The organism is Lysobacter auxotrophicus (assembly GCF_027924565.1).
Classification (GTDB): domain Bacteria; phylum Pseudomonadota; class Gammaproteobacteria; order Xanthomonadales; family Xanthomonadaceae; genus Lysobacter_J; species Lysobacter_J auxotrophicus.
Genome location: NZ_AP027041.1, coordinates 3,980,034 through 4,006,625, shown reverse-complemented (window position 1 = coordinate 4,006,625; position 26,592 = coordinate 3,980,034). Strand labels below are relative to the sequence as shown.

The window sequence follows — 26,592 nt, the reverse complement described above, 5'->3', positions numbered from 1 at the left end:
CCGGATCAGCGGTGGTTTGTGGTGGCTGGCCGGTCGCCCGATTCGATCGTCGCCCTCGCGATCGGTGAGTGGCGCTGGTGGGCGGTAACAAAAAGGGCCCGCGCTGCGCGGGCCCTTCGGTTCGTCTGCGTTCCTCGCGCGGTGCCGCGACGCGGGGCGCTATTTCACCTTGATCGCCATCGCCTGCAGCCCGCCGCCGGCGAGCTTGCGCTTGGCGTCGGCCAGGTCGCTGGCGGTGCCGTACGGCCCCATGCGGACGCGGTACACCGTGTTGCCGTTGATCGCGGCCGACTCGACGCGCGCGCTGAGGCCGAGCATCGCGATGCGGGCCTTCATCTCTTCCGCCTGGCCCGAGGCCTGGAACGCGCCGGCCTGCAACAGGTAGCGCGTGCCGTCATCGGCCGAAGCGCTCGCGGCGGGCGAGGTCGTCGAACTGTCCGACGGCTTTGCGCTGGGCGCGGGCGGCGTGGACGCGGTGCTGGTGGACGGGCTGGGCGTGCTTGCCGGCGTCGGCGTGCGCGACGGCACGGTGTCGGTTTCGACCGGACGGGGCAGCGGGGCCGTCGCCGGCGCATTGCGTGCCGGCGTCGCGGCGACTTCGGCATCGTCGGCGGCGGACTGCGCCTGCTTCTCGCGCTCGGCGGCGCGCTTGGCCTCGGCCTTCTCGCTCGCGGCGAGCTCGGCATCGGTCATCGGAACTTCCTTGCCCGGCAGCAGCGTGTAGAAGTCGTAGTCCGTGTCCTTTTTCGCCGGCGTTTCCTGATCGCGCTTGCCCTTCGCCGGTGCCGGCGGAGTGTCTTCGGCGATGGGCTCCTCGTCGGCGCCGCTGGCCTTGGCGGGCTGTGCGTCGGGGTTCGGTTGCGGACGGAAGAAGCCGTCGCCGCCGGACTTGAAGTACTTCGGCGCGACCAGGATCGCGACCACGGCCAGCAGGATGCCCAACACCATCCAGGCCCAGCCGGGCAGGCCGCTGTCGCCGCCGGAATTGCGTCGTGCCTGGGATTTGCCTCGCTTGGCTGCCACTTACATCACCTCGGGGGCGCTGACGCCCAGCAGTTCGAGACCGTTGGCCAGTACCTGTCGCGTCGCCATCGCGAGCACGAGACGCGCATCGCGGGTGTTGGCATCGTCGACCAGGAACTGGTGGTCGTTGTAGTACGTCTGGAAGGTCTGCGCCAGTTCGAGCAGGTACGCCGCGATCTGGTGCGGTTCGAGGTCGCGTCCGGCGGTCTCGACGACGTCGGCGTAGCGCAGCAGCGTCGCGATGAGTTCGCGCGCGGCGACATCGTCCAGGTCCAGCGGTTGGGCGAGGCCGTTCGCGGCGTCGAAGGAGAGGCCGCGCTCCTTCATCTGACGCATCAGGCCGTGCATGCGCGCGTGCGAGACCTGCACGTAGTACACGGGGTTGTCGAGCGACTGGCTGCGCGCGAGGTCGATGTCGAACGTCAGCTGCGAATCGGGCTTGCGCGCGATGAGGAACCAGCGCACCGCATCGCGGCCGGCCTCGTCGATCAGATCGCGCAGCGTGAGATAGCTGCCCGCGCGCTTGGAAAGCTTCACTTCCTCGCCGCCGCGCATGACGGTGACCATCTGGTGCAGCACGTATTCCGGCCAGCCCTGCGGGATGCCGCAGTCCAGCGCCTGCAGGCCGGCGCGCACGCGGGCGAGCGAGCCGTGGTGGTCGGCGCCCAGTTCGGTGATCGCGCGCTCGTAGCCGCGCTGCCACTTGCTGAGGTGGTACGCGACGTCCGGCAGGAAGTAGGTGTACGTGCCGTCGGACTTGCGCATGACGCGGTCCTTGTCGTCGCCGAAATCGGTCGTGCGCAGCCACAGCGCGCCGCCTTCCTCGTACGTGTGACCGTGTGCGACGAGTTCGCGCACGGTCTCCTCGACCTTGCCGTCGGTGTAGAGCGAGGACTCCAGGAAGTACACGTCGAACGACACGCCGTAGGCTTCCAGGTCCAGGTTCTGCTCGCGACGCAGGTACGCGACGGCGAACTGGCGGACCGCATCGAGATCACCCGCGTCCTTCGCGCCGGTGACGACGTGGCCTTCCACCTCGACGCTGTCCCCGCGCAGGTACGCCGCCGCGACGTCCTTGACGTAGTCCCCGCGATAGCCGTCTTCCGGCCAGTCCGGATGCTCCGGGCCGCGGCCCTCTGCGCGTGCCTGCACCGAAATGGCGAGGTTGTTGATCTGCGCGCCGGCGTCGTTGTAGTAGAACTCGCGCGCCACGCTCCAGCCGTTGGCATCGAGCACGCGCGCGATGCAGTCGCCGATCACCGCCGCGCGGCCGTGGCCGACATGCAGCGGGCCGGTGGGGTTGGCCGACACGTATTCCACGCCGGCACGATGGCCCTTGCCGGTCTCGTTGCGGCCGTAGTCGGCGCCGCGTTCCAGCACCTGACCGATCTGGCGGCGCCACGCCGCTTCGTCGACATGGAAGTTGATGAAGCCCGGGCCGGCGATCTCGACCTTCGCCAGATCGGCATTCGCCGGCAGCGCGTCCACCAGCGCCTGCGCGATCGCGCGCGGGTTCGAGCGCGCGGGCTTCGCCAGCAGCATGGCGGCATTGGTGGAGAAATCGCCCTGGCCTGCGTTCTTGGGACGCTCGATGACGAACTCGGGCGTGGCGAGGTCGGCCGGCAGGGTGCCGGCGGCGCGGAGGGCGTCGATCGCCTGCGCCACCAGGGCGCGGAGAGTGGATTTCACGGGCTTCTGCAGGGTGCTGCGGGACCGCGCATTGTACGCGAGCGGGCGCGCCGGGCCGGCCGTTCACACCCATCCCCGCGCCGCCAGGGAGACCGGCGTCCCGTCGCCGATGACGATGTGGTCGAGCAGGCGCACGTCGACCAGGGCGAGCGCTTCCTTCAGGCGGGCGGTGATCACGCGATCGGAGCCGCTGGGCTCGGGGTTGCCGCTCGGGTGGTTGTGGCCGCAGATCGCCGCGGCCGCGTTCAGTGCGAGTGCGCGCCGGGCGACCTCGCGCGGGTGGACGTGCGCGCCGTCGATCGTGCCGTGGAAGAGCTCCTCGAAGGCGAGCGCCCGGTGCCGCGTATCCAGGAACAGCACGGCGAAGACCTCGTGCGGCCGACCACGCAGGCGTTGCGCGAAGTAACGTCCGGCCGCGTGCGGATCGCTCAGCAGCGCGCCGCGTTCCAGTTCCGCGCCGAGGAAGCGATGGCCCAGTTCCAGCGCGGCGGCGAGACGGCACGCGCGCGCGGGGCCGAGCCCGGGCAGCTTCGCCAGCGCGTCCGCGGGCCGTTCCAGCAGGGCGCGCAGCGGCCCGTGCTCGTGCAGCAGGTCGCGCGCGGTGGTGACGGCATCGCGGCCGCGCAGTCCCGAGCCGAGGAAAATCGCCAGCAGTTGCGCGTCCGAAAGCGACTTCGCGCCGAAGGCGAGCAGCCGTTCCCGCGGGCGTTCGTCCGGCGGCCATTCGCGGATGTGCAGGGAGCGGGTCGGGGTTTCCATGACGGTCGATACGGAACGAGCGAGGCCGGTGCGATGTGAAGTGGGCGGACGGCCGTCGTTGCGCCGCTGCGTCGCGATGCACCACTGAGCATCGCCGCTGGCGCCGCACACCGAGCCCGCACCACCGCGCTCGTGTGACGGCCGCCCGCCGTATGCGTATTCCACCGTGTCGAGGCCGCGCGCACAGGCGGGCTGGACAGGTCATTCGGGTAAGCTAAACGCTGATTCGGCGGTAGGTAGTTTCCAGATGGTCGAGCCCCGCTCCCTGCGCGGAACCAAGATCCTGCTGTGCGTCTGCGGCGGCATCGCCGCGTACAAATCGGCCGAACTGGTGCGCCGCCTGCGCGAGGCCGGCTGCGAGGTGACCGTGGCGATGACCGAGAACGCGCAGCAGTTCGTGGGCACCACGACGTTCCAGGCGCTGTCGGGCAATCCGGTGCGCACGTCGTTGTGGGACGCCGCCGCCGAGGCCGCGATGGGGCACATCGAACTGGCGCGCTGGGCCGACCGCATCGTGGTCGCGCCGGCCACCGCGAACACGCTGGCCAAGCTGACGCACGGTTTCGCCGACGACCTGGTCACCACGCTGTGCCTGGCGACGACCGCGCCGATCACCGTCGCCCCTGCGATGAACCACCGCATGTGGCTGCATCCGGCGACGCAGGCCAACGTCGCGACGCTGCGCGAGCGCGGCGTGCAGATCGTCGGGCCGAACGACGGTCCGCTCGCCGAAGGCGAATCCGGGCCCGGGCGCATGAGCGAGCCGGCGGAAATACTGACCGCGCTCGGGCAGGCGAACGCATGAGTGCCTCCGAACGCCTGCGCGGACTGCGCATCGTGGTGAGCGCCGGCCCCACGTACGAGGACATCGATCCCGTCCGCTTCATCGGCAACCGCAGCAGCGGGAAGATGGGTTTCGCCGTGGCGCAATCGGCGGCGCGACTCGGCGCGCAGGTCGTGCTGGTCGCCGGGCCGGTCTCGCTGCCCACGCCGGACGGTGTCACGCGCATCGACGTGCGATCGGCCGCGCAGATGCACGAGGCGGTGCTGGCGCAGTTGCCGGCCGACATCTACATCGGCGCGGCGGCGGTGGCGGATTTCGCGCCCGCGCAGGCGGCGTCGAACAAGATCAAGAAGACCGCCGGCCAGGACACGCTGAACCTGATGCTGGTGCGCACGCGCGACATCCTGGCCGATATCGCCTCGCACGCGCAGCGGCCCCGCCTCGTCGTCGGCTTCGCCGCCGAGACCGACCACGTCGAGGCGTACGCGCGCGGCAAGCTGCAGAACAAGCGCCTGGACCTGATTGCCGCCAATCGCGTGGGCGTGTCGGGCAGCGGGTTCGAAAGCGACGACAACACGCTCGCCGTCTACGCCGCCGACGGCGACAGCCGCGTGCTCGGCCCCGCGCCGAAGACCGCGTTGGCCGACGACCTGCTCGAACTGATCGCCGCCCGCCTTCCCGCCTGACGGCGGAGTTGGCACGGTGCTTGCGTCACGACTTCACGACCACCGCGTCGGTTCGACACCGCGCGCAGCCATACGACGGACCGCATGAACCACACGCTCGAACTGAAGATCCTCGATCCGCGCTTCGGCGGGGAATGGCCGCTGCCGACCTACGCCACGCCGGCCAGCGCGGGCCTGGACCTGCGCGCCGCGCTGGAGGAGCCGCTGGCGCTGCAGCCGGGCGACGCCGCGCTGGTGCCCTCGGGGCTGGCGATCCATCTGGGCGATCCGACGATGTGCGCGGTGATCCTGCCGCGTTCGGGCCTGGGGCATAAGCACGGCATCGTGCTCGGCAACGGCACGGGGCTGATCGACGCCGACTACCAGGGCCCGCTGCTGATCAGCGTGTGGAACCGCGGTCGCGAGGCTTTTACGATCCAGCCGGGGGACCGCATCGCGCAGCTGGTGATCCTGCCGATCGTGCGGGCGGAGCTTGCGGTGGTGGATGAATTCGAAACCAGCGCGCGCGGCACCGGTGGCTTCGGCCATACCGGCGTGCGCTGACAAAGGGGATGGGAATGAAGGGTCTGGAAAAGGGACAAATCGCGGCCGGCGCAGCGCAGCTGAAAGTGCTGCTGCCGGTCGTGGTCGCGCTGTTCGTGCTGCTCGCGGCGTTCTTCGCGTGGAGCGGCTATCAGCTGCATCGCGACGGCGCACGCCGGCTGGCGATCAGCGAAGCGCGCAACGCCGCCGTCGACGGCGCCGTGCGGGCGCTCGGCCTCGAGCAGAAGCAGCTGACCGACCGCCTCGCCGCGCCGACGCTGCAGGCCGCGCTGACGGCGGGTGACCTGGGCGCCGCGTCGCAGGAGCTCGGCAAGGGCTGGAACGGCGCGAGCGATGCCGCGATCCTGCCGCTGGACCTCGCCGCCGAGTACGCGGCGCTGCCCAAGGGCGGGTACGGCCGCCTGGGCGTGATCGAAGCGGCCATCGCCGCTGACCGACCGGTCTCCGGGCTGGTCAAGCACAACGGCGGCCCGCAGCTGGCGCTCGCCGCGCCGGCGCGCGTGGGCGACCGGACGGTGGGCGTCGCTTACGTGCGCCTGCCGATCGCCCGCATCGGCGTTGGCCTGCAGCAGGTCGACGTGGCCGACGACAGCTACCTCGCCCTGCGCCAGGGCGGATACAGCGCGATCGAACGCGGCGACCAGAGCCTGTCCGGCGGTGCCGAAGCGCTGGCCGCGAAGGTCCCGGGCAGCGACCTGCGCGTCGCCGCCGCGGTGCCCGACGTCGCCGGTGGACCGTTCGGGATGGAGGCGCTGGGCTGCTTCATCGCCGCGGCCGTGTTCCTGCTGCTGGCCTTCTTCGCGTGGCGCGCCCCGAAGATGACGGCCCGCCGCAAGGGGGCTGAACAGGAAGATGAAGGAGCCGTTCAGACGCTGGCGGAGAGCATTGAGGCCAATCCCCCCGTCCAGGCAACCGCTCCCGTGACCGCACCCAAGCCCGCAGCCCCCGTTCCTTCCATCGCCATCGATCGCGGCATCTTCCGCGCGTACGACATCCGCGGCGTGGTCGGGCAGACGCTGGATGCGGGCGTGGCGGAGCTGATCGGCCACGCCGTCGGTTCGCTGATGCACGAGAAGGGCCTGACCGACATCGTCGTCGGGCGCGACGGCCGCCTCTCGGGCCCGGCCCTCGTCGAAGGCCTGATTGCCGGCCTGCGCAAGGCCGGCCGCAACGTCATCGACATCGGCCTCGCGCCGACGCCCGTCGTCTATTTCGGCGCCTACCACCTGCGCGCGGGCTCCTGCGTGTCGGTCACCGGCAGCCACAATCCGCCGGACTACAACGGCTTCAAGATCGTCGTGGGCGGCGAGACCCTCTCCGGCGACACCATCACCGACCTCTACGCGCGCATCGCCGAGGACCGTCTGCACCTGGGCGACCTGGGCACGCTGGTCCAGCGCGACATCTCCGAGGACTACGTCCAGCGCATCGCCTCCGACGTGCAGATCGACCGCCCGCTGCGCGTGGTGGTCGATGCCGGCAACGGCGTGGCGGGCGAGATCGGACCGCGCGTGCTGGCCGCGATCGGCGCCGACGTCACGCCGCTGTACTGCGACATCGACGGCACGTTCCCGAACCACCATCCGGACCCGAGCGAGCCGCACAACCTCACCGACCTGATCCGGATGGTGCAGCGCCTGGAAGCGGACGTCGGCATCGCCTTCGATGGCGACGGCGACCGGCTGGGCGTGGTCACGCGCGAAGGCGAGAACATCTTCCCGGACCGCCTGCTGATGCTGTTCGCCGCCGACGTGCTCGAACGCAACCCGGGCGCGGTGATCCTGTTCGACGTGAAGTGCACCGGCCGCCTGCCGGGCCACATCCTGCGCCACGGCGGCAGCCCGCTGATGTGGAAGACGGGGCATTCGCTGATCAAGGCCAAGATGCGCGAGACCGACGCGGAACTCGCCGGCGAGATGAGCGGCCACTTCTTCTTCAAGGAGCGGTGGTACGGCTTCGACGACGGCATCTATGCCGCCGCGCGCCTGCTGGAGATCCTGGCCGCGCAGCCGCGCACGCCGAGCGAAACCCTCAGCGCGCTGCCCAACGGCGTGTCGACGCCGGAAATCAAGGTCGATGCGCCCGACGGCGACCCGCACAGCTTCGTGGAGTGGTTCCGCGACGAGGCGAAGTTCGAGGGCGCGCGCCTGTCGACGATCGACGGCCTGCGCGTGGACTTCCCGGACGGCTGGGGACTGGTGCGCGCGTCCAACACCACGCCGGTGCTGGTGATGCGCTTCGATGCGGATTCGCCGGAAGCGCTGGCCCGGATCAAGGCCGACTTCCGCGCCCAGCTGCTGGCGCTGCGTCCGGACCTCGCGCTGCCGTTCTGATCCCTCCAGCGCTGCAAAACAAAAGGCCGACGGTGCGAACCGTCGGCCTTTCGGTTTCCAGAGCGGGAAGCGGCTGCGGAAGCGCCGCGCCCGCGGCTCAGTTCTTCGACGGCTGCTTCAGCGCGTGGTAGCGCTCCAGCGCGGCGGCAAGCTCCTCGTCGATCACCTCGCGTTCGGCCAGCTGCTGCACCAGCAGCTCCTGCTGGCGGATCAGCTGGTCGTGCTGGATGCGCACGTTCTGCTGGGCGGGCAGCGGCACCGGCTTGCCGGCCAGCTCGTTCTCGCCCGCGCGGCGGAGCAGCGCGACCAGCGTGTCGCGACGGCCGACGACGCCCAGGCGCGAGGCCTTGATCGATTCGTCCATCACCGCCTGGCGTTCGCCGAAGGCACGGCGCAGGTCTTCTTCGGTCGCGTACGACTCGACCATCGCGTGCTCGCGGCGATCACGCGCTTCGGCGATGGCGGCCTGTTCCTTGTCCAGCTTGGCCTGGGCTTCGGCCGCGGCGCGCTCCTCGGCGGTCAGGGCGCGTTCGACCTGCTTCGTCGCCAGGCCGCTCTTTGCGTTGATCTCGGTGCGCGCGTTGTCCACGGCATGCGCGGGCAGCGCGTCGCCGCAGACGCGGGCGCCGTTCTCGTTCCAGCAGTAGAGCTTCTTGCCTGCGCCTTCGCCCGACTTCTTCTGGGCGACGGCAATGCCGGTGGTGGCGAGCATCAGCGTGCAGGCGATCAGCGGCAACGTGCGACTGATCAGGGGGCGGCGGTTCGCGGTGCTGGTCATGACGTCAGCAAAGTCCGAAGGATCTGTCGGGAATACCCCCGGAATCATGCAAGAGTCACGCCAGCATCGCGGGCCGCCGCGCGATCGGCGCTCAGGCGGCCTCTTCGCTTCCGTAGGCCTGGCGGTAGGCCAGCAGGCGTTCGCGCTGCGCTGCGAGCTCCGCGTTGCCGCCGGCGAAGGCAAGCAGGTCGCCCAGCGTCGCGACCGCGATGACGGGCAGGCCATGGTCGGCCGCGACCGATTGTGCCGCTGAGCGTCGGGTTTTGGCCGGGTCGATGGCTTCCTGACGGTCGAGCGCAATCACGATCCCCGCCGTTTCGCCACCTGCGTCACGAATCAGTCCGAGCGCCTCGCGGATCGCGGTGCCGGCGGTGATCACGTCGTCGACGATCAGCACGCGACGGCCCTGCAGCGGTGCGCCGATCAGGTTGCCGCCTTCGCCATGCGTCTTGGCTTCCTTGCGGTTGAACGCCACCGGCAGGTCGCGGCCACGGCGCGCGTATTCGCAGGCCAGCGCGGTCGCCAGCGGAATGCCCTTGTAGGCCGGACCGAACAGCAGGTCGAACCCGACGCCGTGCGCGTCGATCGCATCGGCGTAGCACGCGGCGAGCCCGGCCAGCGCGACGCCCGAATCGAACCGGCCCGCGTTGAAGAAATACGGGCTCTGGCGCCCGGACTTCAGAGTGAACTCGCCGAAGCGCAGGGCGTCGGCGCGCAGGGCGAGATCGAGGAAACGCGCGCGGTGGTCTTGGATCATGGACGGGACTCTGGGTGCGGATGGAGGAACTGCAGCATCACGTGCTGCGGGCCGGCGCTGCCGCCGTGGAAAAGCTCGCCGGTGTCCTTGAACCCCGACTTCAGGTACGCCGAAATCGCCGGCGCGTTGATGCAGTTGACCGTGAGCACCAGCACTTCGCGCTCCGGATGCCGTTCGCGCAGGTCGTCGCAGCAGGCACGCATCGCCGCCTGGCCAAAGCCGCGGCCCTGCTGCCGATGGTCGATGGCGAATGCGCGCAAGCCCACGCTTGGCATGCCGAGCGAGCGACCGACGACCGCGTTGGGCGCGAAATCCAGCCGGTAGAAGCCGACGACGGCATCGTCGGCGATCACCGCCATCGCTTCGCTCATCGGATCGCGCAGCGTGTCGCCGAGGTTGAAGGTGGTGTCGCCGACGTAGCGGTACTGATCGGGCGCCACGCGCAGTTCGCGCACGCGGCGGGCCACGATCGAGTCGGGGTCCACGATCGGTTCGACGCGGACGCGGGCGGTGACGGCGGACATGCCCGGCATGATAGCCCCGGGCCCATTCGCGCCGATCATGCGGCGCCGCGCGAGGGGCTATGATCGCCGGCACATCGTCGTGGAGTGCGCATGCGCATCATCAGCTTCAACGCCAACGGCCTGCGCTCGGCCGCCAACAAGGGCTTCTTCGACTGGTTCCGCACGCAGGACGCCGACGTGTTGTGCGTTCAGGAAACCAAGGCGCAGGAGCACCAGCTCGCCGGCCCGCAGTTCCTGCCCGAGGGCTATCGCGCGTGGTTCAAGGACGCGATCACGAAGAAGGGCTACAGCGGCGTGGCGATCTACAGCCGGCGCGAACCCGACGAAGTGCGCACGAGCATGGGCTGGGCGCCGTTCGACGATGAAGGCCGCTACATCGAGGCGCGCTTCGGCAACCTGAGCGTGGTGTCGTTCTACATCCCGTCGGGCTCGTCCGGCGAGCTGCGGCAGGGCTTCAAGTTCGAAGTGATGGAGTGGCTGAAGCCACACCTGGACCAGTGGCTCGCCAGCGGCCGCGACTACGTGCTGTGTGGCGACTGGAACATCGTGCGTTCCCGGCTCGACATCAAGAACTGGACCAGCAACCAGAAGAATTCCGGCTGCCTGCCGCCCGAGCGCGACTGGCTGAACGGCCTGTGCACCGACACCACCGGCTGGGTCGACGCGTACCGCGCGCTGCATGCCGAAGGCCAGGATTACACGTGGTGGAGCAACCGCGGCGCGGCGCGCGCGAACAACGTGGGTTGGCGCATCGACTACCAGCTGTGCACGCCGTCGCTCGCCTCCAGGCTGAAGGCGTGCTCGATCCTGCGCGATCCGCGCTTCTCCGACCACGCGCCTTTCAGCGTCGACTATGACCTCTGAGTCCGCGCCGTCCACGCCGGCCAAGCCGCTGAAGGGCTGGCGCCTGGTCGCGGCGAACCTGCGCGAGCCGAAAGTGCTGGTGATGCTGCTGCTGGGTTTCAGCTCCGGCATTCCGATCTACCTGGTCGGCAACACGCTCGGCTACTGGATGCGCGAGAACGCGATCGAGCTGTCGACGATCGGGTTCCTCTCGTGGGTCGGCCTGGCGTATTCGCTGAAATTCCTGTGGGCCCCGGTGATCGACAAGCTCGACGCGCCGTTGCTCGGCAAGCTGCTGGGGCGGCGCCGGGGCTGGATGCTGCTGGCGCAGGTCGTCTGCGCGGCGGGGCTGGCCGGCATGGCGATGATCCAGCCGCAGGAAGGCCGCCTGCTGCTCGGTGGCCACGAGGTCGACCAGCTGGTGGTGTTCGGCGTGATGGCGCTGATCGTGGCGTTCGCCTCGGCGACGCAGGACATCGTGATCGATGCATGGCGCATCGAGATCGCGTCCAGCAACGAGCAGCAGGGCCTGCTGACGGCGACCTCCGCGCTGGGTTACCGCGGCGCGCTGCTCGTCACCGATTCGCTGATCCTGATCTTCGCCGCGCACATCGGCTGGTCGATGTCGTACGAACTGATGGCGGCGCTGATGGGCGTGGGCATCGTCGCGACGTTCCTCGCGCGTGAACCGGCGGCGAGCGTGCAGGCGGCCGCCGCGCCACACGCTTCGATGCTTTCCGTGCAGGGCCTGTACGACGCCATCGTCGCGCCCTTCGTCGTGTTCTTCCGCGAACACGGCAAGTGGGCGCTGGTGATGCTGCTGGCCATCAGCCTGTACCGATTGCCGGATTTCGTGCTCGGGCCGATGGCGAACCCGTTCTACGCGGACCTCGGGATGGACAAGGAAACCGTCGGTGCGGTTCGCGGCAGCTTCGGATTGTTGGCGACGACGGTTGGCATCGCCACCGCCGGCCTGTGCGCGGTGCGCTTCGGCTTCTTCACCACGCTGATGGCCGGCGCGGTGCTCGGCCCGGGTTCGAACCTCGCCTTCTCGTACCTGGCGCTGCACGGCGCCGACCCCGGCGTCTTCACGGCGGTGATGGTCATCGACAACTTCTGTTCCGGCTTCGCCGGGGTGGCGCTGATCGGCTACATGTCCAGCCTGACCAGCGCCGGCTACACCGCCACGCAGTACGCGCTGCTCAGCTCGTTCTACGCCTTGCCGGGCAAGGTGCTGAAGGGTTTTTCCGGTTGGTCGATCGAACAACTGGAAGTGGGCCGCAGTTTGCTCGAGGCGTATTCGCTATTCTTCGCCGGAACGGCCCTGATCGGCATCCCGGCACTGGTGTTGTGCCTGGTCCTGGCCGCTCGCCGCACGGGTGCGACCGCTCGCGCGCCGGCGGTGGAATGACCGGGCTGCGGCCCGGAAGGAACTTCGAATGACCGACATCATCCTTCACGACATCGATCCGCTGCTGCTCGACCGCGTCAAGCGCGTCGCGCAGGCGCGCAGCTGGCCGCTGCAGGAAGCGCTGATGCACCTGCTCGAGCACGGCCTGTTCGCGTGCGAAGCCGAGCTGGCGGCCCGTTTCACCGATTCGGACGCGATGGCGCTGCAGGCGGCGATCGCCGCGCTGGAACACATCCCGAGCGATCCGGGGTTCTCGAAGATCGGCCGCATGGAGCGTCCGGCGGACGTCGGGGCGCTGCCGCTGGAAAACCAGGGGCTGACGGACGTCGACCGCGACCTGATGGCTTACGCCCAGAAGGGCTGACGCCTCGACGGCCGCTCAGGCGGCCGGATGCACCACGCCGAGCACGCGCGGCCCGCGCGCGCCGGTCACGCTGGGCAGGTTTCCGGGCAGCCCCGACACCGTCTGCCGAGCCAGCCACGCGAATCCCATCGCCTCGACGAAATCCGGATCCACGCCGTGTCGCGCGGTCGATTCGACGATCGCGCCCGGCAGGTGCGCACCAATGCGCTCGAGCAGCCGCGGGTTGTGTACGCCGCCGCCGCAGGCGAGTACACGCCGGGTCGTCGGCTGGTGCGCGCGCAGCGCGTCGGCGATGGTGATGGCGCTCAGTTCCAGCAACGTCGCCTGCACGTCGGCCGGCGCTTCGTCGCCATCGAGGCGGCGTTCGACCCAGCGCAGGTGGAAGTGCTCGCGGCCGGTGCTCTTCGGCGGCGGCAGCATGAACCATGGCTCGTCGAGCAGGCGCGCAAGCAGCTCGGCGTCGAGCTCGCCCTGCGCCGCGAAGGCGCCGTCGGCGTCGTACGCCGCCCCGGTATGTCGCAGGCACCACGCATCCAGCAGGCAGTTCGCCGGGCCGGTATCGAAGCCGCGCACGGGGCCGTCCATCGGCAGCAGCGTGAAATTCGCGATGCCGCCGAGATTGAGGACCGCGCGATCCTCACCTTCGTCCGACAGCAGCGCCGCATGCAGCGCCGGGAGGAGCGGCGCGCCGTGGCCGCCGGCGGACACATCGCGTCGCCGGAAATCGCATGCCGTGGCGATGCCGGTGCGTTCGGCGATGAGCCCGCCGTCGCCCATCTGCCAGGTGAAGGGATGGCGGCCGTCGAAGCGCGCGCCCTCCGGCCGATGCCGGACCGTCTGTCCGTGGGAGCCGATCGCGCGTACGTTCCCTGCTGCGACGCCGGCTTCGTCCAGCAGGCGCAACGTGGCGTCGGCGAAGGATTCGGCGATCTGCACGTCGAGCGTGCCGAGTTCGTCCAGCGACTGGGCGTCCGACCCCTGGCCCAGCACGACCAGCCGCTCGCGCAGCGCGTCGTCCCACGCGTAGGTGCGGCCGAGCAGCAGCTCGACCGCATCGCGGCCGTCGTCGTGTCGTTGGAAGCGGACCAGCGCGGCGTCGATGCCGTCCGCGCTGGTGCCGGAGATCAGGCCGACGAAGAGTCCGTCGACCGGCGGGCCGGACGGCCCGGCCGCGAATGACGGCACGTCAGGCCTTGGTCTTCGCGGGCTTGGCCGGCTTGCGTGCGGCCGGCGAGGGCTCGGACGCGTCGGCGTAGATGATGTTCTCGACCTTCTGGATGCGCGCCAGCGCGACCGAGGTCTGTGCGCGGAACTGCGCCAGCGCGGTGCCCGACAGCGGTTCCGGCGGCGGCATGGTGATCGACAGCGGATTGCGGTGGACGCCGTTGACGCGGAATTCGTAATGCAGGTGCGGGCCGGTCGACATGCCGGTGCTGCCGACGTAGCCGATCACCGTGCCCTGCGCGATGCGCTGGCCAGGACGGATCTTGCCGACGCGCGACATGTGCCCGTACAGCGTGGTGTAGCCGCGGCCGTGGTCGAGCACCACCGCATTGCCGTAGCCGCCCTGCCAGCCGGCCGAAACGACGCGCGCGTCGCCGGCCGCCATGATCGGCGTGCCGGTGCGGGCGGCGTAGTCCACGCCCTTGTGCATGCGCGTGCGGCCGAGGACCGGGTGCTTGCGCGTGCCGAAGTTGGAGGTCAGGCGCGCATACGGGATCGGCATGCGGATGAAGCTCTTCTTCAGCGGGCGGCCGTCGCCGGTGAAGTACTCGGACTTGCCGTTGCGCTCGAAGCGGAAGCCGGTGTGCAGCTTGCCGCCGGTGGTGAAGGTCGCCGCCAGCACCGGGCCGGTACGCAGCAGCTCGCCTTCGCGCCAGGTCTGCTCGACGACCACGCTGAAGCGGTCGTCGGCGCCGACGTCTTCGTTGAAGTCGATGTCGTACTTGAAGATCTCGTCGGTCAGCGTGTTGATGTTGTTGCCCGACAGGCCCAGCTTGCGCGCCGAGCGAAACAGCGACTTGCCGACCTTGCCGCTGATCACGACGGTGCGGGTTTCGGTCGGACGGACGGTGACCTTTTCGGTGACCTTGTCGCCGGCGATCGCCAGCTCCACGCGGTGGCTGTCGTCGCGGTCGTAACGGAAGGTGCGCAGCTCGCCGCTGACCGGGAGGTCGAACGCGAGTTCGGTGCCGGGCTTCAGGCGCGTCAGCACCGATTTGTCGCCCGGGACGGCCGACAGGATCTGGTGCATCGCCGAGGCCGGCAGGTCCAGGTCTTCGAACACCGCGCCGAGCGTCTGGCCGCGCTCCACGCGTACGATCTGCCAGCTGTCGCCGCTGTGGCCCTTCAGGCGCGCCAACGGAAGCGGCGGCAACGCGAGCGCGAGGGAGCTGCGCTGCGCGTGGATGGGTTGCGGAACATTGGGCGCCGCGCCGAAACCGGGCACGATGGCGGCGACCAGCACGCCGAGCGTGGCGAACAGGCTGGCGTGTGCCCAGTGGCGACGCGTCCAGCGGCCGTTGAATCCACGCGACACCTGTGTCGCGGAGACAGGACGGTGAAGAGCGGCTTCACGCAGCGCCTTGAGTCGTTGGCGCCGATCCGTACCGGTCTCGGATGTCGTCATGTTCGTGTCCCGCGCGCAGGTGTGAAGGCCATGTAGCGGCGTTACCATAGAGGCGCGAGCTGTGTGCGTCAAACCCTTGAACTGAATAGGGTTTTTCTTCACGTGCCCCGGCGGGTATGTTTAACCGTGATTTAACCCGAATCCATGATCGTGATCGCATTGCGCGTTCACCATTCACCAGCGAGTCTCACTTTGTCCCCCCAGATTTCCGCTTCTGTCCAAGATGCCCTCGACCTGATCGCCCGCGGCGCCGACGAGATCCTCAAGCGTGAGGAGCTGCAGGCCCGCCTGGCCGCGTCCTCCAAGGCGGGGGGGCGCCCGCTCCGGATCAAGGCCGGTTTCGACCCCACCGCCCCGGACCTCCACCTGGGCCACACGGTCCTGCTCAACAAGATGCGCCAGTTCCAGGACCTGGGACATCAGGTGATCTTCCTGATCGGCGACTTCACCGGAATGATCGGCGACCCGACCGGCAAGAACGTCACCCGCAAGCCGCTCACCCGCGAGGACGTGCTCGCCAATGCCGAGACCTACGCCGAACAGGTGTTCAAGGTCCTCGACAGGGAGCGCACCGAGGTGCGCTTCAACTCCGAGTGGTTCGGCCAGATGGGCGCGGCGGACATGATCAAGCTTGCCGCGCAGCACACCGTCGCGCGCATGCTCGAACGCGACGACTTCGCCAAGCGCTACGCGGCGCAGCAGTCGATCGCGATCCACGAGTTCCTGTATCCGCTGGTGCAGGGCTACGACTCGGTGGCGCTGAAGGCGGACGTCGAACTTGGCGGTACGGACCAGAAGTTCAACCTGCTCATGGGGCGCGGCCTGCAGGAGCATTACGGCCAGCCGCCGCAGATCGTCCTGACGATGCCGTTGCTGGAAGGCCTGGACGGCGTCAACAAGATGTCCAAGTCGCTGGGCAACTACATCGGCATCAACGAGCCGGCGATCGACATCGTCACCAAGACGATGAAGATCGACGATGTGCTGATGTGGCGCTGGATCGACCTGCTCAGCTTCGAGATCGGCATCGCCGAGGCCGCGCAGTTAAAGCGCGACATCGAAGGCGGGCAGCTGAATCCGCGCGACCTCAAGCTGCGCCTGGCGCGCGAGCTTGCGGCGCGTTTCCACGGCGATTCCGCGGCGGAACAGGCCGTCGCCGGCTGGAATGCCGCGGTGCGCGGCGAGGGCGATATCGCGTCGCTGCCCATCAACGACGTCGTCGTGCCGGCCGAAGGCGTGCGCATCGCGGCGCTGCTGACGGCGGCCGGCCTCACGCCGAGCAACTCGGAGGCCAATCGCAAGCTCAAGGAGCGCGCGGTGCGCATCGATGGCGAAGTGATCGAGGATGCGCAGCGCGTGTTCGCGCCGGGCTTCGAAGGCGTGCTCGCCGTGGGCAAGCGCACGTTCGCGCGCGTTCGCCTGGTCGCTGCGTAAGCGCGTATGCATGACGTTCTGCGTGCGCTGCATGCGCTGCGCGCGTCGTTCATGAAAATCGAAAAAAATTTCTTCGAAGACCCCTTCCAATTCGCGTTGTGCGTGTGCACAATGCGCGCCCCGCCGAGGTGAATCACTGACGCGGGGCGCGGTTGAAGCGGCGGATTTCGAAGGGCGGTTGACGAACTTCGAAGGTGCTGTAAGATGCGCGGCCCGCTACCCGGGACGGCCTTGAAAGAGGCACTGAACGGCAGGCGGGGGCAGCGAAAAAGATCTCGACACGGTGTTGACGGAATCGAAATTCGCTGTATAGTAGTCGGCTCCCTCGGGCACTTCGGTGCGACGGGGTGAGGCAAGAAAAGGGAAAGGCGCTGAGGCCGGCCCCGTGATCTTTGACAGTGTGCGCAGGTGACTTGTGCGGGCGTCTGGCGAGTGGATGGTTGTCCATAAGCAGACGTTCGTAACAGAGCAACAAGTCAATTCAAATGCATGCAAATGCAAGCGAGTAATTTGGTGCCTGGAACGGGCTCTGCACTCAAGATATTGAACCTTCGGGTTCTGCAATTTTAAGTGAAGAGTTTGATCCTGGCTCAGAGTGAACGCTGGCGGCAGGCCTAACACATGCAAGTCGAACGGCAGCACAGAGGAGCTTGCTCCTTGGGTGGCGAGTGGCGGACGGGTGAGGAATGCATCGGAATCTGCCTATTTGTGGGGGATAACGTAGGGAAACTTACGCTAATACCGCATACGTCCTACGGGAGAAAGTGGGGGACCTTCGGGCCTCACGCAGATAGATGAGCCGATGCCGGATTAGCTAGTTGGCGGGGTAAAGGCCCACCAAGGCGACGATCCGTAGCTGGTCTGAGAGGATGATCAGCCACACTGGAACTGAGACACGGTCCAGACTCCTACGGGAGGCAGCAGTGGGGAATATTGGACAATGGGCGCAAGCCTGATCCAGCCATGCCGCGTGTGTGAAGAAGGCCTTCGGGTTGTAAAGCACTTTTGTCCGGAAAGAAAAGCGCTCGATTAATACTTGGGTGTTATGACGGTACCGGAAGAATAAGCACCGGCTAACTTCGTGCCAGCAGCCGCGGTAATACGAAGGGTGCAAGCGTTACTCGGAATTACTGGGCGTAAAGCGTGCGTAGGTGGTTTGTTAAGTCTGATGTGAAAGCCCTGGGCTCAACCTGGGAACTGCATTGGATACTGGCTTACTAGAGTGCGGTAGAGGGGTGTGGAATTCCCGGTGTAGCAGTGAAATGCGTAGATATCGGGAGGAACATCTGTGGCGAAGGCGACACCCTGGACCAGCACTGACACTGAGGCACGAAAGCGTGGGGAGCAAACAGGATTAGATACCCTGGTAGTCCACGCCCTAAACGATGCGAACTGGATGTTGGGGGCAACTTGGCCCTCAGTATCGAAGCTAACGCGTTAAGTTCGCCGCCTGGGAAGTACGGTCGCAAGACTGAAACTCAAAGGAATTGACGGGGGCCCGCACAAGCGGTGGAGTATGTGGTTTAATTCGATGCAACGCGAAGAACCTTACCTGGCCTTGACATGCACGGAACTTTCCAGAGATGGATTGGTGCCTTCGGGAACCGTGACACAGGTGCTGCATGGCTGTCGTCAGCTCGTGTCGTGAGATGTTGGGTTAAGTCCCGCAACGAGCGCAACCCTTGTCCTTAGTTGCCAGCACGTAATGGTGGGAACTCTAAGGAGACCGCCGGTGACAAACCGGAGGAAGGTGGGGATGACGTCAAGTCATCATGGCCCTTACGGCCAGGGCTACACACGTACTACAATGGTAGGGACAGAGGGCTGCAAACCCGCGAGGGCAAGCCAATCCCAGAAACCCTATCTCAGTCCGGATTGGAGTCTGCAACTCGACTCCATGAAGTCGGAATCGCTAGTAATCGCAGATCAGCATTGCTGCGGTGAATACGTTCCCGGGCCTTGTACACACCGCCCGTCACACCATGGGAGTTTGTTGCACCAGAAGCAGGTAGCTTAACCTTCGGGAGGGCGCTTGCCACGGTGTGGCCGATGACTGGGGTGAAGTCGTAACAAGGTAGCCGTATCGGAAGGTGCGGCTGGATCACCTCCTTTAGAGACTAAAGACAGCTAATTGCTGGCCGGACGTCCGCACAAGTGACCTGCATCTAGTTCCGGAAACTCCCAAGGGGGAGTTTCGCGGGAGCGTCCCGTTCACTCGATTGAACATGGGGCTTTAGCTCAGCTGGGAGAGCACCTGCTTTGCAAGCAGGGGGTCGTCGGTTCGATCCCGACAAGCTCCACCAAGCTATGACGCGAATCCTTCGCAACCGCCCGCACATCCCTGTGCGGACCGTTCAAGGAAACACGCACGACTTTTGGGTCTGTAGCTCAGGTGGTTAGAGCGCACCCCTGATAAGGGTGAGGCCGGTGGTTCGAGTCCTCCCAGACCCACCACTCCCGAACGAAACTAGATTGCGCACACATCAAGAATTGAAGCGGTACGGCGTTGAGGCCGGATCGCGTTCTTTGAAAATTGGGAAAGTAGCGAGCGTTTTGAGACGAATGTCCATGACGTGTCGTGAGGCTAAGGCGGGTGCCGAAAGGCACCTTATAATTGAGTCGTTGAATTCGCGTTTGGGCTTTGTACCCCCGAACACAGACGACCCTGAGGCGACTTGGGGTTATATGGTCAAGCGAATAAGCGCACACGGTGGATGCCTTGGCGGTCAGAGGCGATGAAGGACGTGGCAGCCTGCGAAAAGTGCGGGGGAGCTGGCAACAAGCATTGATCCCGCAATGTCCGAATGGGGAAACCCACTGCGCAAGCAGTATCCTGCAGTGAATACATAGCTGCTGGAGGCAAACCCGGAGAACTGAAATATCTAAGTACCCGGAGGAAAAGAAATCAACCGAGATTCCCTAAGTAGTGACGAGCGAACGGGGACCAGCCCTTAAGTTGATTGAGTTCTAGCAAAACAACCTGGAAAGGTTGGCCATAGACGGTGACAGCCCGGTATGCGAAAGAGCTCTTTCGATGAAATCGAGTAAGGCGGGGCACGAGAAACCCTGTCTGAACATGGGGGGACCATCCTCCAAGGCTAAATACTCCTGACCGACCGATAGTGAACCAGTACCGTGAGGGAAAGGCGAAAAGAACCCCGGAGAGGGGAGTGAAATAGACCCTGAAACCGTGTGCGTACAAGCAGTCGGAGCCCGCAAGGGTGACGGCGTACCTTTTGTATAATGGGTCAGCGACTTACTGTTCGTGGCGAGCTTAACCGTATAGGGGAGGCGAAGGGAAACCGAGTCTGATAAGGGCGCATAGTCGCGGGCAGTAGACCCGAAACCGGGTGATCTAGTCATGCCCAGGGTGAAGGTTGAGTAACATCAACTGGAGGCCCGAACCCACTCCCGTTGCAAAGGTAGGGGATGAGGTGTGATTAGGAGTGAAAAGCTAATCGAACCCGGAGATAGCTGGTTCTCCTCGAAAGCTATTTAGGTAGCGCCTCATGTGAATCTTCCTGGGGGTAGAGCACTGTTATGGCTAGGGGGTCATTGCGACTTACCAAACCATGGCAAACTCCGAATACCAGGACAGACTGCATGGGAGACACACGGCGGGTGCTAACGTCCGTCGTGAAAAGGGAAACAACCCAGACCCACAGCTAAGGTCCCAAATTTCGTGCTAAGTGGAAAACGATGTGGAAAGGCACAGACAGCCAGGAGGTTGGCTTAGAAGCAGCCACCCTTTAAAGAAAGCGTAATAGCTCACTGGTCGAGTCGGTCTGCGCGGAAGATTTAACGGGGCTAAGCACGGAACCGAAGCTTGGGGTGCATACTTTGTATGCGCGGTAGAGGAGCGTTCCGTAAGCCGATGAAGGTGGATTGAGAAGTCCGCTGGAGGTATCGGAAGTGCGAATGCTGACATGAGTAACGATAATGCGGGTGAAAAGCCCGCACGCCGAAAGCCCAAGGTTTCCTTGCGCAACGTTAATCGACGCAGGGTGAGTCGGCCCCTAAGGCGAGGCAGAAATGCGTAGTCGATGGGAAGCTGGTTAATATTCCAGCACCTCGCGTAAGTGCGATGGAGGGACGGAGAAGGTTAGGCAGGCCGGGCGTTGGTTGTCCCGGTGAGAGAGTTGAGGCGGTCCCCTTAGGCAAATCCGGGGGGGCAACGTTGAGACTAAGGACGAGTCCTTTAGGACTAAGCTGCCGATATCACGCTTCCAGGAAAAGCTCCTAAGCTTCAGCTTACGCAGACCGTACCGTAAACCGACACAGGTGGGCAGGATGAGAATTCTCAGGCGCTTGAGAGAACTCGGGTGAAGGAACTAGGCAAAATAGCACCGTAACTTCGGGAGAAGGTGCGCCCTTTTTGGTTCATAGCCGAGAAGGGCCGCAGTGACCAGGCCGCTGCGACTGTTTATCAAAAACACAGCACTCTGCAAACACGAAAGTGGACGTATAGGGTGTGACGCCTGCCCGGTGCCGGAAGGTTAATTGATGGGGTCAGCCGCAAGGCGAAGCTCTTGATCGAAGCCCCGGTAAACGGCGGCCGTAACTATAACGGTCCTAAGGTAGCGAAATTCCTTGTCGGGTAAGTTCCGACCTGCACGAATGGCGTAACGACAGCGGCGCTGTCTCCACCCGAGACTCAGTGAAATTGAAATCGCTGTGAAGATGCAGCGTTCCCGCGGCAAGACGGAAAGACCCCGTGAACCTTTACTATAGCTTTACACTGAACGTTGAGTTCGTCTGTGTAGGATAGGTGGGAGGCTATGAAGCGCAGGCGCTAGCTTGCGTGGAGCCATCCTTGAAATACCACCCTGATGTGCTTGACGTTCTAACCTAGGTCCGTAATCCGGATCGGGGACCGTGTATGGTGGGTAGTTTGACTGGGGCGGTCTCCTCCCAAAGTGTAACGGAGGAGCACGAAGGTACGCTCAGCGCGGTCGGACATCGCGCACTGTGTGCAAAGGCATAAGCGTGCTTGACTGCAAGATCGACGGATCAAGCAGGTACGAAAGTAGGTCTTAGTGATCCGGTGGTTCTGTATGGAAGGGCCATCGCTCAACGGATAAAAGGTACTCCGGGGATAACAGGCTGATACCGCCCAAGAGTTCATATCGACGGCGGTGTTTGGCACCTCGATGTCGGCTCATCACATCCTGGGGCTGTAGTCGGTCCCAAGGGTATGGCTGTTCGCCATTTAAAGTGGTACGCGAGCTGGGTTCAGAACGTCGTGAGACAGTTCGGTCCCTATCTGTCGTGGGCGTTGGAGATTTGAGAGGGGCTGCTCCTAGTACGAGAGGACCGGAGTGGACGAACCTCTGGTGTTCCGGTTGTCACGCCAGTGGCACTGCCGGGTAGCTATGTTCGGAAGCGATAACCGCTGAAAGCATCTAAGCGGGAAGCGCGCCTCAAGATGAGATCTCCCGGGAGCTTGACTCCCCTGAAGGAACCATCAAGACCAGGTGGTTGATAGGCTGGGTGTGTAAGTGCAGCAATGCATTGAGCTAACCAGTACTAATGATCCGTGTGGCTTGACCATATAACCTCAAGTGGCCTTGGACTTACGACAACGTCGTGACGTTCGGCTCACTCGCTACTTATCCCAACCTATCCGCGAAGGACGCCCTGCGTCCCGAGCAACCCAACGAGAGCGTGTGCGCGATCCAGTTCACCGGAACCCGCGACCCTCCACCCTCTCCCTGGTGACAATAGCTGTGTGGTCCCACCCGATCCCATTCCGAACTCGGAAGTGAAACGCACATGCGCCGATGGTAGTGTGGCTTAAGCCATGCAAGAGTAGGTCATCGCCAGGGGCTTTACCCAGAAGGCCGGTCCGACAGGACCGGCCTTCTTCTTTTGTGCGTTTGAAAATGCATCAACGCGCGTGTCGGGAAATGTGTCCGCAGACGGTGCATCTGCTCGTCCCCGCTACCAGCCGCCGCTCGGTTCACGCCTAACCACTATGCGTGGCAAATGAAAACGCCGACCCAGCGGCCGGCGTTCGGTTGCGTGCCCGAAGCGCGCGCGTGCGATCAGATACTGGCCCGGTGCCTGTGCCGCATAGAAACAACAATGCCGGCCCGCCAGGCCGGCATTTGTTTACGAGGCAAAAGGCTCCGCCGGACGCGCGCGAAACGCAGTCAGCTCAACGCCCGCTTCGCCGCCGAAACGTCACCACCAGCACATCCCGGTGCGATGGCTGCATCGGATCTTCCGGCTCCACCGGTGTAACGCCATGGAAGACACGCGAATCATCGACCAGTGCGGCATCCAGCGGCCGCGTCAGCGTGAAACTGCCGAGCATTGCACCGTCGGCGGAATGGATCGTCGTTGTCCCGCTGGCGATGTTCTCTCGATCGATCAGCAGCACCAGGACGTAGTCGACGCCGTCCCGATGCACGCCCTCCGGCGTGGGCTGGCCGGGTTCGTCCGGGCGGGCTTCGATACGGAACTGATGCAGCTCGACATGCCACGTCGCAACGTCGGGCGAAAGCGCACCGAAGAACGCGTGACAGAACCGCAGGATGCTACGAAGACTCGGGCTTTCCGCGACATGAGGCAGCACCGGCGCGAACCACCGCTCGATGCCGCCCTGCAGCGTGTTGTAGTCGCGACTCTGGTAATGCGGTTGATGCGGTTCGCGCGTGATCTCCCCGCCCTGCGCAGAGAACACCGCGTGTCGGCGACGACGATGCAAGCCGACGTTCGCCAGATAGGCATCCGGCTCCAACCCATTCCAACTGCCGGCGAACTCGCTCCAGTCCGATAGCGGACCGTAGGCTTCCAGCAGCGTCCGCATCGACTCGCCTTCGACGAAGCGGAACCCGTCGACGCGCAATGCGTCCGTCAGGACGGGAAACGACAACCCACGAGCGGATGCAAGGCTCAACGCAGTATTCCGTTTTTCAGGGCGAGACGTGCAGCGCTGCCTGCACCAGCAACCAGATCACGCACGCCAGTCCCAGCGCCCAGATCAGCGAACGAAGGTAGTGACGGCCCGCGATGTACACCAGGCCGTGCAGCACGCGAAGCACGATGAAGGTCAGCGACAGCGCGGCGATCTGCGAGTGCGCGACGCCGGCCAGTTGCGCGAGCACCACCGCCGCCGCGAACGGCGCGAACGCCTCGTAACTGTTGAGCTGGGCCGCATACGCGCGTTGCGCGCGCGGGCTCTGCTGCTTTTCCTGCCAGCGCCGCGGGTCGCGATTGTCGTAACGCTCGCCGCTGGCCTTGGAAATTGCGACCCAGAGGTACGGCAGCAACGCGGCGATCAGGACACAGACGTACGCGGTGGTGAGCGTCATGGCGGTTCCGTGCGGCCAGGATGGGGCCATCAGCGTAGCCGAAAACGACAACGGCGCCCGGGTGGGCGCCGCTGCGGGTCATGCCGATCGATCGGGAATTACTTCGCCGATTTCATCAGCTTGTCGTGGGCGCCGCGGAAGGCGTTGCCTTCGTACCAGTTCGGCCACTGCTCGTCGCCGGCCAGCGTGCGGCCGACGCCGTACAGCGCTTCCAGGTCCTGCACCACGCCGTCCATCTTCCACGACGTATCGAACTGGTCGCCGGGCTTGTGATAGCGGTTGTCGCGGTAATCCGACTCCGCCTTGCGGCCGGCATCGGCGCCGCCTTCGATCAGCTCGCTGCCGCCCTTGGCATACAGCGCCGGTACGCCGGCCTTGGCGAAGTTGAAATGATCGGAGCGGAAGTAGAAGCCGTCTTCCGGCGTCGCTTCGGCGTGCAACACGCGCTGCTGGCCTTCGGCCTGCGTCTTGAGCAGATCCTCAAGCTCCGAACTGCCGAAGCCCACCACCGTCATGTCCTTCGCCTTGCCGATCACCGGCATCGCGTCAAGGTTGATCACCGCGACAGTCTTGTTGAGCGGAATCGACGGATGCGCGACGTAGTATTTGGAGCCCAGCAGGCCCGACTCCTCCAGCGTCACCGCGAGGAACAGCAGCGAGCGGTCCGGCGGCGGCGTCTGCTTGCTGAAAGCCTCGGCGATCTCCAGGATGCCGGCCACGCCGGTCGCGTTGTCGATCGCACCGTTGTAGATCGTGTCGGCGTGCGGCTCGCCGGCGCTCGTGCCGCCATGCTCGTCGGCTTCGTGGCCGTGATTGCCGAGGTGATCCCAGTGCGCCATGTAGACGATCGCCTCGTCCGGGCGCTTGGCACCCGGCAGCAACGCGACGACGTTGCGCGAGGATTTCTCGCTCGTGGTGCTCTTCAGGTCCACCGACAGCTTGCCGTCCAACGGAATCGCCTTGAAGCCGGGTTTGTTGGCGGCCTTATACAGGTCGTCGAGGTTGTGGCCGAGGTCGGCCAGCAGCGAACGCGCCGTGTCGCCAGTGATCCAGCCCTGCACCGGCAGGCGCGGTTCCGGGTCGTCCTTGGCCGGCAGGTCGAACTGAGCGCCTGACCAGGAATTCTTGACCACGTCCCAGCCGTAGGACGCGCCCTCGGTGTCGTGGATGATGATTGCCGCGGCGGCGCCCTGGCGCGCGGCCTCCTCGAACTTGTAGGTCCAGCGGCCGTAGTACGTCATCCGCTTGCCCTCGAAGAGCTTCGGATCCTGGCTGTGGAAGCCCGGATCGTTGACGAACATCACCACCGTCTTGCCCTTCACGTCCACGCCGGCGTAGTCGTTCCAGTTCTGCTCCGGCGCGTTGACGCCGTAGCCGACGAACACCAGCTGGCTGCCGTCGACCTTCACTTCCTTCTGGCCGGTACGCGTGCCCACGACCATGTCGGTGCCGAACTTCAGCGTGCGCGGCTTGCCCTTGGCGTCGATGGTCAGCGTGGTCGACTCGTCCGCCGTGGTTTCCACCATCGGCACCGTCTGGAAGTAGCTGTCGCCGTTGCCGGGCTTGAGGCCCATGCGCTTGAACTGCGCTTCCAGGTACTGGACGGTTTTCTCTTCGCCGGCGCTGCCGGGCGCGCGGCCTTCGAACTCGTCCGACGCCAGCACCTTCACGTGCTGGGCGAAATCGGCCGCGTTGATCGCGTCGTTGAAGGAATGGCTGTCGGCCGTCGACGCCGCGGTGGCGGGCGCCTGCGGTTTGGCCGCGCTGGGTGCGTCGCTGGGCTTGGAGCAGGCGGTCAGCGCGATCGCGCCGACGACGCCGGCGACCGCCGTGCTGAGCAGGGAAACTCGGGACATGGGACCTCCGGATTGGACCAGGCCCCACGACAGCCCCACGCCAGGCGGGGCCGCCGTGAAGGCGAACCCCATTCTAGGCATGGTTTCCGGGCCGCGGCCGTGCGCGGTCCGGCAGTTCACGCGCCCCGGGCGTTACTGGCCCGGAGGCGTCGAGCCGTCGAAGCGGACCGCCGTCGCGCCGGTCACCGGGCCGACCTTCGCGGTGCTGTGCACGTACAGCTCGACCTTGCGTTCGAAGTTCAGCGGGCCTTCGACGACCGCGTTCGGCCCGATGATGACCTTCGGATCGCGCTTGTTGAACGAGAACCACGAGCTGCTCGGCTTCGTGTAGTGGATGCCGCCCTTCACGTGCGAGTTCACGCCGACGGTCACGTCGCCATTCACCGTGGTGATGCCGCCCGACAGGTCGGTATCGACCAGCCCGATCGCGCCGTTCACCGTCTCGATGTCGCCGCGCACGTCGCCGCCACGGTCCACGAAAATGCCGCCGTTGACGGTTTCCAACTTGCTGGACAGCTTGCCGTTGCCGGCCACGCGGATGGAGCCGTTGACCGTTTCCAGCCCGCCGGCTTCGACGTTCTCGGCGACGGTGATGCTGCCGTTGACGGTTTCGGCCTTGCCGGCGCGAGCGCCCGCGCCGATCTTGATGGAGCCGTTGACGGTCTCCAGGTCGCCGACGGTCTGGCCGGCTTCGACGGTGATGCTGCCGTTGACTTTGTCGATGTCCTGGGCGGCGAACGCCGGCGCGGAGAGCGCCAGGGCGAGCGGCAGGACGCAGAAGGAGCGGATTCGCATCGTTTCGGTTTCCGTGTTGGGACGGGCTTCAATGCATCGGATGCGCTGAAGGCGGAATCGGTTTACAC

At 65.8% G+C, this 26,592-nt stretch carries 18 protein-coding genes, 2 tRNA genes, 3 rRNA genes and 1 pseudogene; 12 read left to right on the top strand and 12 right to left on the bottom strand.

From position 1 onward, the window contains the following. Nucleotides 1-159 precede the first annotated feature (159 nt). The 3 genes from LA521A_RS18235 to radC all read right to left on the bottom strand — a co-directional run bounded on the left by LA521A_RS18235 (nt 160) and on the right by radC (nt 3,450). Nucleotides 160-1,023, bottom strand: coding sequence for an SPOR domain-containing protein (locus LA521A_RS18235; protein WP_281780243.1), 864 nt, complete (start codon nt 1,021-1,023; stop codon nt 160-162). Further along, nucleotides 1,024-2,712 (bottom strand): arginine--tRNA ligase, encoded by a 1,689-nt coding sequence (argS, locus tag LA521A_RS18230; protein ID WP_281780242.1) that lies wholly within the window; start codon nt 2,710-2,712, stop codon nt 1,024-1,026. It lies immediately after the preceding gene. Nucleotides 2,713-2,775: 63 nt separating this feature from the next. After that, entirely contained in the window at nt 2,776-3,450 is a 675-nt protein-coding gene (gene radC, locus LA521A_RS18225) for a RadC family protein (protein WP_425494611.1), read from the bottom strand. 268 nt (nt 3,451-3,718) lie between these two features. Between radC and coaBC the strand changes: the two are divergent. The 3 genes and pseudogenes from coaBC to LA521A_RS18210 all read left to right on the top strand — a co-directional run bounded on the left by coaBC (nt 3,719) and on the right by LA521A_RS18210 (nt 7,817). Next, nucleotides 3,719-4,941, top strand: a pseudogene (gene coaBC / locus LA521A_RS18220) (bifunctional phosphopantothenoylcysteine decarboxylase/phosphopantothenate--cysteine ligase CoaBC). A gap of 84 nt (nt 4,942-5,025) precedes the next feature. Then, nucleotides 5,026-5,484, top strand: a complete 459-nt coding sequence (gene dut / locus LA521A_RS18215; protein ID WP_115844310.1) for a dUTP diphosphatase — start codon at nt 5,026-5,028, stop codon at nt 5,482-5,484. Nucleotides 5,485-5,498: 14 nt separating this feature from the next. Then, nucleotides 5,499-7,817, top strand: a complete 2,319-nt coding sequence (locus LA521A_RS18210; protein WP_281780241.1) for a phosphomannomutase/phosphoglucomutase — start codon at nt 5,499-5,501, stop codon at nt 7,815-7,817. A 97-nt stretch (nt 7,818-7,914) separates the two neighbouring features. Here the strand turns inward: LA521A_RS18210 and LA521A_RS18205 are convergent, their stop codons facing one another. From LA521A_RS18205 to LA521A_RS18195, 3 genes are all read right to left on the bottom strand, one after another. Beyond that, nucleotides 7,915-8,595 (bottom strand): hypothetical protein, encoded by a 681-nt coding sequence (locus LA521A_RS18205; protein ID WP_281780240.1) that lies wholly within the window; start codon nt 8,593-8,595, stop codon nt 7,915-7,917. A 91-nt stretch (nt 8,596-8,686) separates the two neighbouring features. Then, the gene (pyrE, locus tag LA521A_RS18200) at nt 8,687-9,349 is read right to left on the bottom strand and encodes an orotate phosphoribosyltransferase (protein ID WP_281782135.1); all 663 of its coding nucleotides are present in this window, start codon (nt 9,347-9,349) and stop codon (nt 8,687-8,689) included. Beyond that, on the bottom strand, nt 9,349-9,876 hold the full coding sequence (locus LA521A_RS18195; RefSeq protein WP_281780239.1) for a GNAT family N-acetyltransferase: 528 nt from the start codon (nt 9,874-9,876) through the stop codon (nt 9,349-9,351). The genes pyrE and LA521A_RS18195 overlap by 1 nt, the downstream gene beginning before the upstream one ends. Nucleotides 9,877-9,966: 90 nt before the next feature. Here LA521A_RS18195 and LA521A_RS18190 point away from each other — a divergent pair, with 90 nt between their 5' ends. Genes LA521A_RS18190 through LA521A_RS18180 form a run of 3 tightly spaced genes read left to right on the top strand, consistent with a single transcriptional unit; the run spans nt 9,967 to nt 12,494 of the window. Beyond that, a complete protein-coding gene (locus tag LA521A_RS18190) occupies nt 9,967-10,740 on the top strand; it encodes an exodeoxyribonuclease III (RefSeq protein WP_281780238.1) in 774 nt (257 codons plus the stop codon). Beyond that, nucleotides 10,730-12,130 (top strand): AmpG family muropeptide MFS transporter, encoded by a 1,401-nt coding sequence (locus LA521A_RS18185; RefSeq protein WP_281780237.1) that lies wholly within the window; start codon nt 10,730-10,732, stop codon nt 12,128-12,130. The genes LA521A_RS18190 and LA521A_RS18185 overlap by 11 nt, the downstream gene beginning before the upstream one ends. Before the next feature lie 28 nt (nt 12,131-12,158). After that, nucleotides 12,159-12,494, top strand: coding sequence for a hypothetical protein (locus tag LA521A_RS18180; protein ID WP_281780236.1), 336 nt, complete (start codon nt 12,159-12,161; stop codon nt 12,492-12,494). 15 nt (nt 12,495-12,509) lie between these two features. Here LA521A_RS18180 and LA521A_RS18175 read toward each other — a convergent pair whose 3' ends face one another. After that, a complete protein-coding gene (locus LA521A_RS18175) occupies nt 12,510-13,679 on the bottom strand; it encodes an anhydro-N-acetylmuramic acid kinase (RefSeq protein WP_281780235.1) in 1,170 nt (389 codons plus the stop codon). A gap of 1 nt (nt 13,680) precedes the next feature. Continuing rightward, nucleotides 13,681-15,123 (bottom strand): peptidoglycan DD-metalloendopeptidase family protein, encoded by a 1,443-nt coding sequence (locus tag LA521A_RS18170; RefSeq protein ID WP_281780234.1) that lies wholly within the window; start codon nt 15,121-15,123, stop codon nt 13,681-13,683. A 192-nt stretch (nt 15,124-15,315) separates the two neighbouring features. Between LA521A_RS18170 and tyrS the strand changes: the two genes are divergently transcribed. The 6 genes from tyrS (at nt 15,316) to rrf (ending at nt 22,382) form a co-directional block, all read left to right on the top strand. Next, nucleotides 15,316-16,557 (top strand): tyrosine--tRNA ligase, encoded by a 1,242-nt coding sequence (tyrS, locus tag LA521A_RS18165; RefSeq protein WP_281780233.1) that lies wholly within the window; start codon nt 15,316-15,318, stop codon nt 16,555-16,557. A 567-nt stretch (nt 16,558-17,124) separates the two neighbouring features. Beyond that, a 16S ribosomal RNA gene (locus LA521A_RS18160) occupies nt 17,125-18,669 on the top strand. Nucleotides 18,670-18,784: 115 nt separating this feature from the next. Then, a tRNA-Ala gene (locus LA521A_RS18155) sits at nt 18,785-18,860 on the top strand. 74 nt (nt 18,861-18,934) lie between these two features. Continuing rightward, nucleotides 18,935-19,011: transfer RNA gene (locus LA521A_RS18150), tRNA-Ile, on the top strand. A gap of 233 nt (nt 19,012-19,244) precedes the next feature. Then, nucleotides 19,245-22,108, top strand: a 23S ribosomal RNA gene (locus tag LA521A_RS18145). A 159-nt stretch (nt 22,109-22,267) separates the two neighbouring features. After that, nucleotides 22,268-22,382 (top strand): 5S ribosomal RNA (gene rrf, locus LA521A_RS18140). The 16S, 23S and 5S rRNA genes sit together here with 2 tRNA genes alongside, the layout of an rRNA operon. Before the next feature lie 332 nt (nt 22,383-22,714). Here rrf and LA521A_RS18135 read toward each other — a convergent pair. The 4 genes from LA521A_RS18135 to LA521A_RS18120 form a co-directional block, all read right to left on the bottom strand. After that, complete coding sequence (locus tag LA521A_RS18135) at nt 22,715-23,368, bottom strand: 2OG-Fe dioxygenase family protein (protein WP_281782134.1); 654 nt, start codon at nt 23,366-23,368, stop codon at nt 22,715-22,717. A gap of 106 nt (nt 23,369-23,474) precedes the next feature. Continuing rightward, nucleotides 23,475-23,873 carry an MAPEG family protein gene (locus tag LA521A_RS18130; RefSeq protein WP_281780232.1) on the bottom strand — a complete coding sequence of 133 codons (399 nt, stop codon included), beginning with the start codon at nt 23,871-23,873 and terminating at the stop codon, nt 23,475-23,477. 98 nt (nt 23,874-23,971) lie between these two features. Next, complete coding sequence (locus tag LA521A_RS18125; RefSeq protein ID WP_281780231.1) at nt 23,972-25,729, bottom strand: M28 family metallopeptidase; 1,758 nt, start codon at nt 25,727-25,729, stop codon at nt 23,972-23,974. A gap of 132 nt (nt 25,730-25,861) precedes the next feature. Then, nucleotides 25,862-26,524 carry a DUF4097 family beta strand repeat-containing protein gene (locus tag LA521A_RS18120; RefSeq protein ID WP_281780230.1) on the bottom strand — a complete coding sequence of 221 codons (663 nt, stop codon included), beginning with the start codon at nt 26,522-26,524 and terminating at the stop codon, nt 25,862-25,864. Between the last annotated feature and the right edge of the window lie 68 nt (nt 26,525-26,592).

Coding starts and splice junctions, on each gene's coding strand:
- LA521A_RS18120 (WP_281780230.1), bottom strand. CDS start 26,524: ATGCGAATCCGCTCCTTCTGCGTCCTGCCGCTCGCCCTGGCGCTCTCC.
- dut (WP_115844310.1), top strand. CDS start 5,026: ATGAACCACACGCTCGAACTGAAGATCCTCGATCCGCGCTTCGGCGGG.
- LA521A_RS18205 (WP_281780240.1), bottom strand. CDS start 8,595: ATGACCAGCACCGCGAACCGCCGCCCCCTGATCAGTCGCACGTTGCCG.
- LA521A_RS18180 (WP_281780236.1), top strand. CDS start 12,159: ATGACCGACATCATCCTTCACGACATCGATCCGCTGCTGCTCGACCGC.
- LA521A_RS18135 (WP_281782134.1), bottom strand. CDS start 23,368: ATGCGGACGCTGCTGGAAGCCTACGGTCCGCTATCGGACTGGAGCGAG.
- LA521A_RS18190 (WP_281780238.1), top strand. CDS start 9,967: ATGCGCATCATCAGCTTCAACGCCAACGGCCTGCGCTCGGCCGCCAAC.
- LA521A_RS18210 (WP_281780241.1), top strand. CDS start 5,499: ATGAAGGGTCTGGAAAAGGGACAAATCGCGGCCGGCGCAGCGCAGCTG.
- LA521A_RS18170 (WP_281780234.1), bottom strand. CDS start 15,123: ATGACGACATCCGAGACCGGTACGGATCGGCGCCAACGACTCAAGGCG.
- LA521A_RS18125 (WP_281780231.1), bottom strand. CDS start 25,729: ATGTCCCGAGTTTCCCTGCTCAGCACGGCGGTCGCCGGCGTCGTCGGC.
- LA521A_RS18195 (WP_281780239.1), bottom strand. CDS start 9,876: ATGTCCGCCGTCACCGCCCGCGTCCGCGTCGAACCGATCGTGGACCCC.
- LA521A_RS18185 (WP_281780237.1), top strand. CDS start 10,730: ATGACCTCTGAGTCCGCGCCGTCCACGCCGGCCAAGCCGCTGAAGGGC.
- LA521A_RS18130 (WP_281780232.1), bottom strand. CDS start 23,873: ATGACGCTCACCACCGCGTACGTCTGTGTCCTGATCGCCGCGTTGCTG.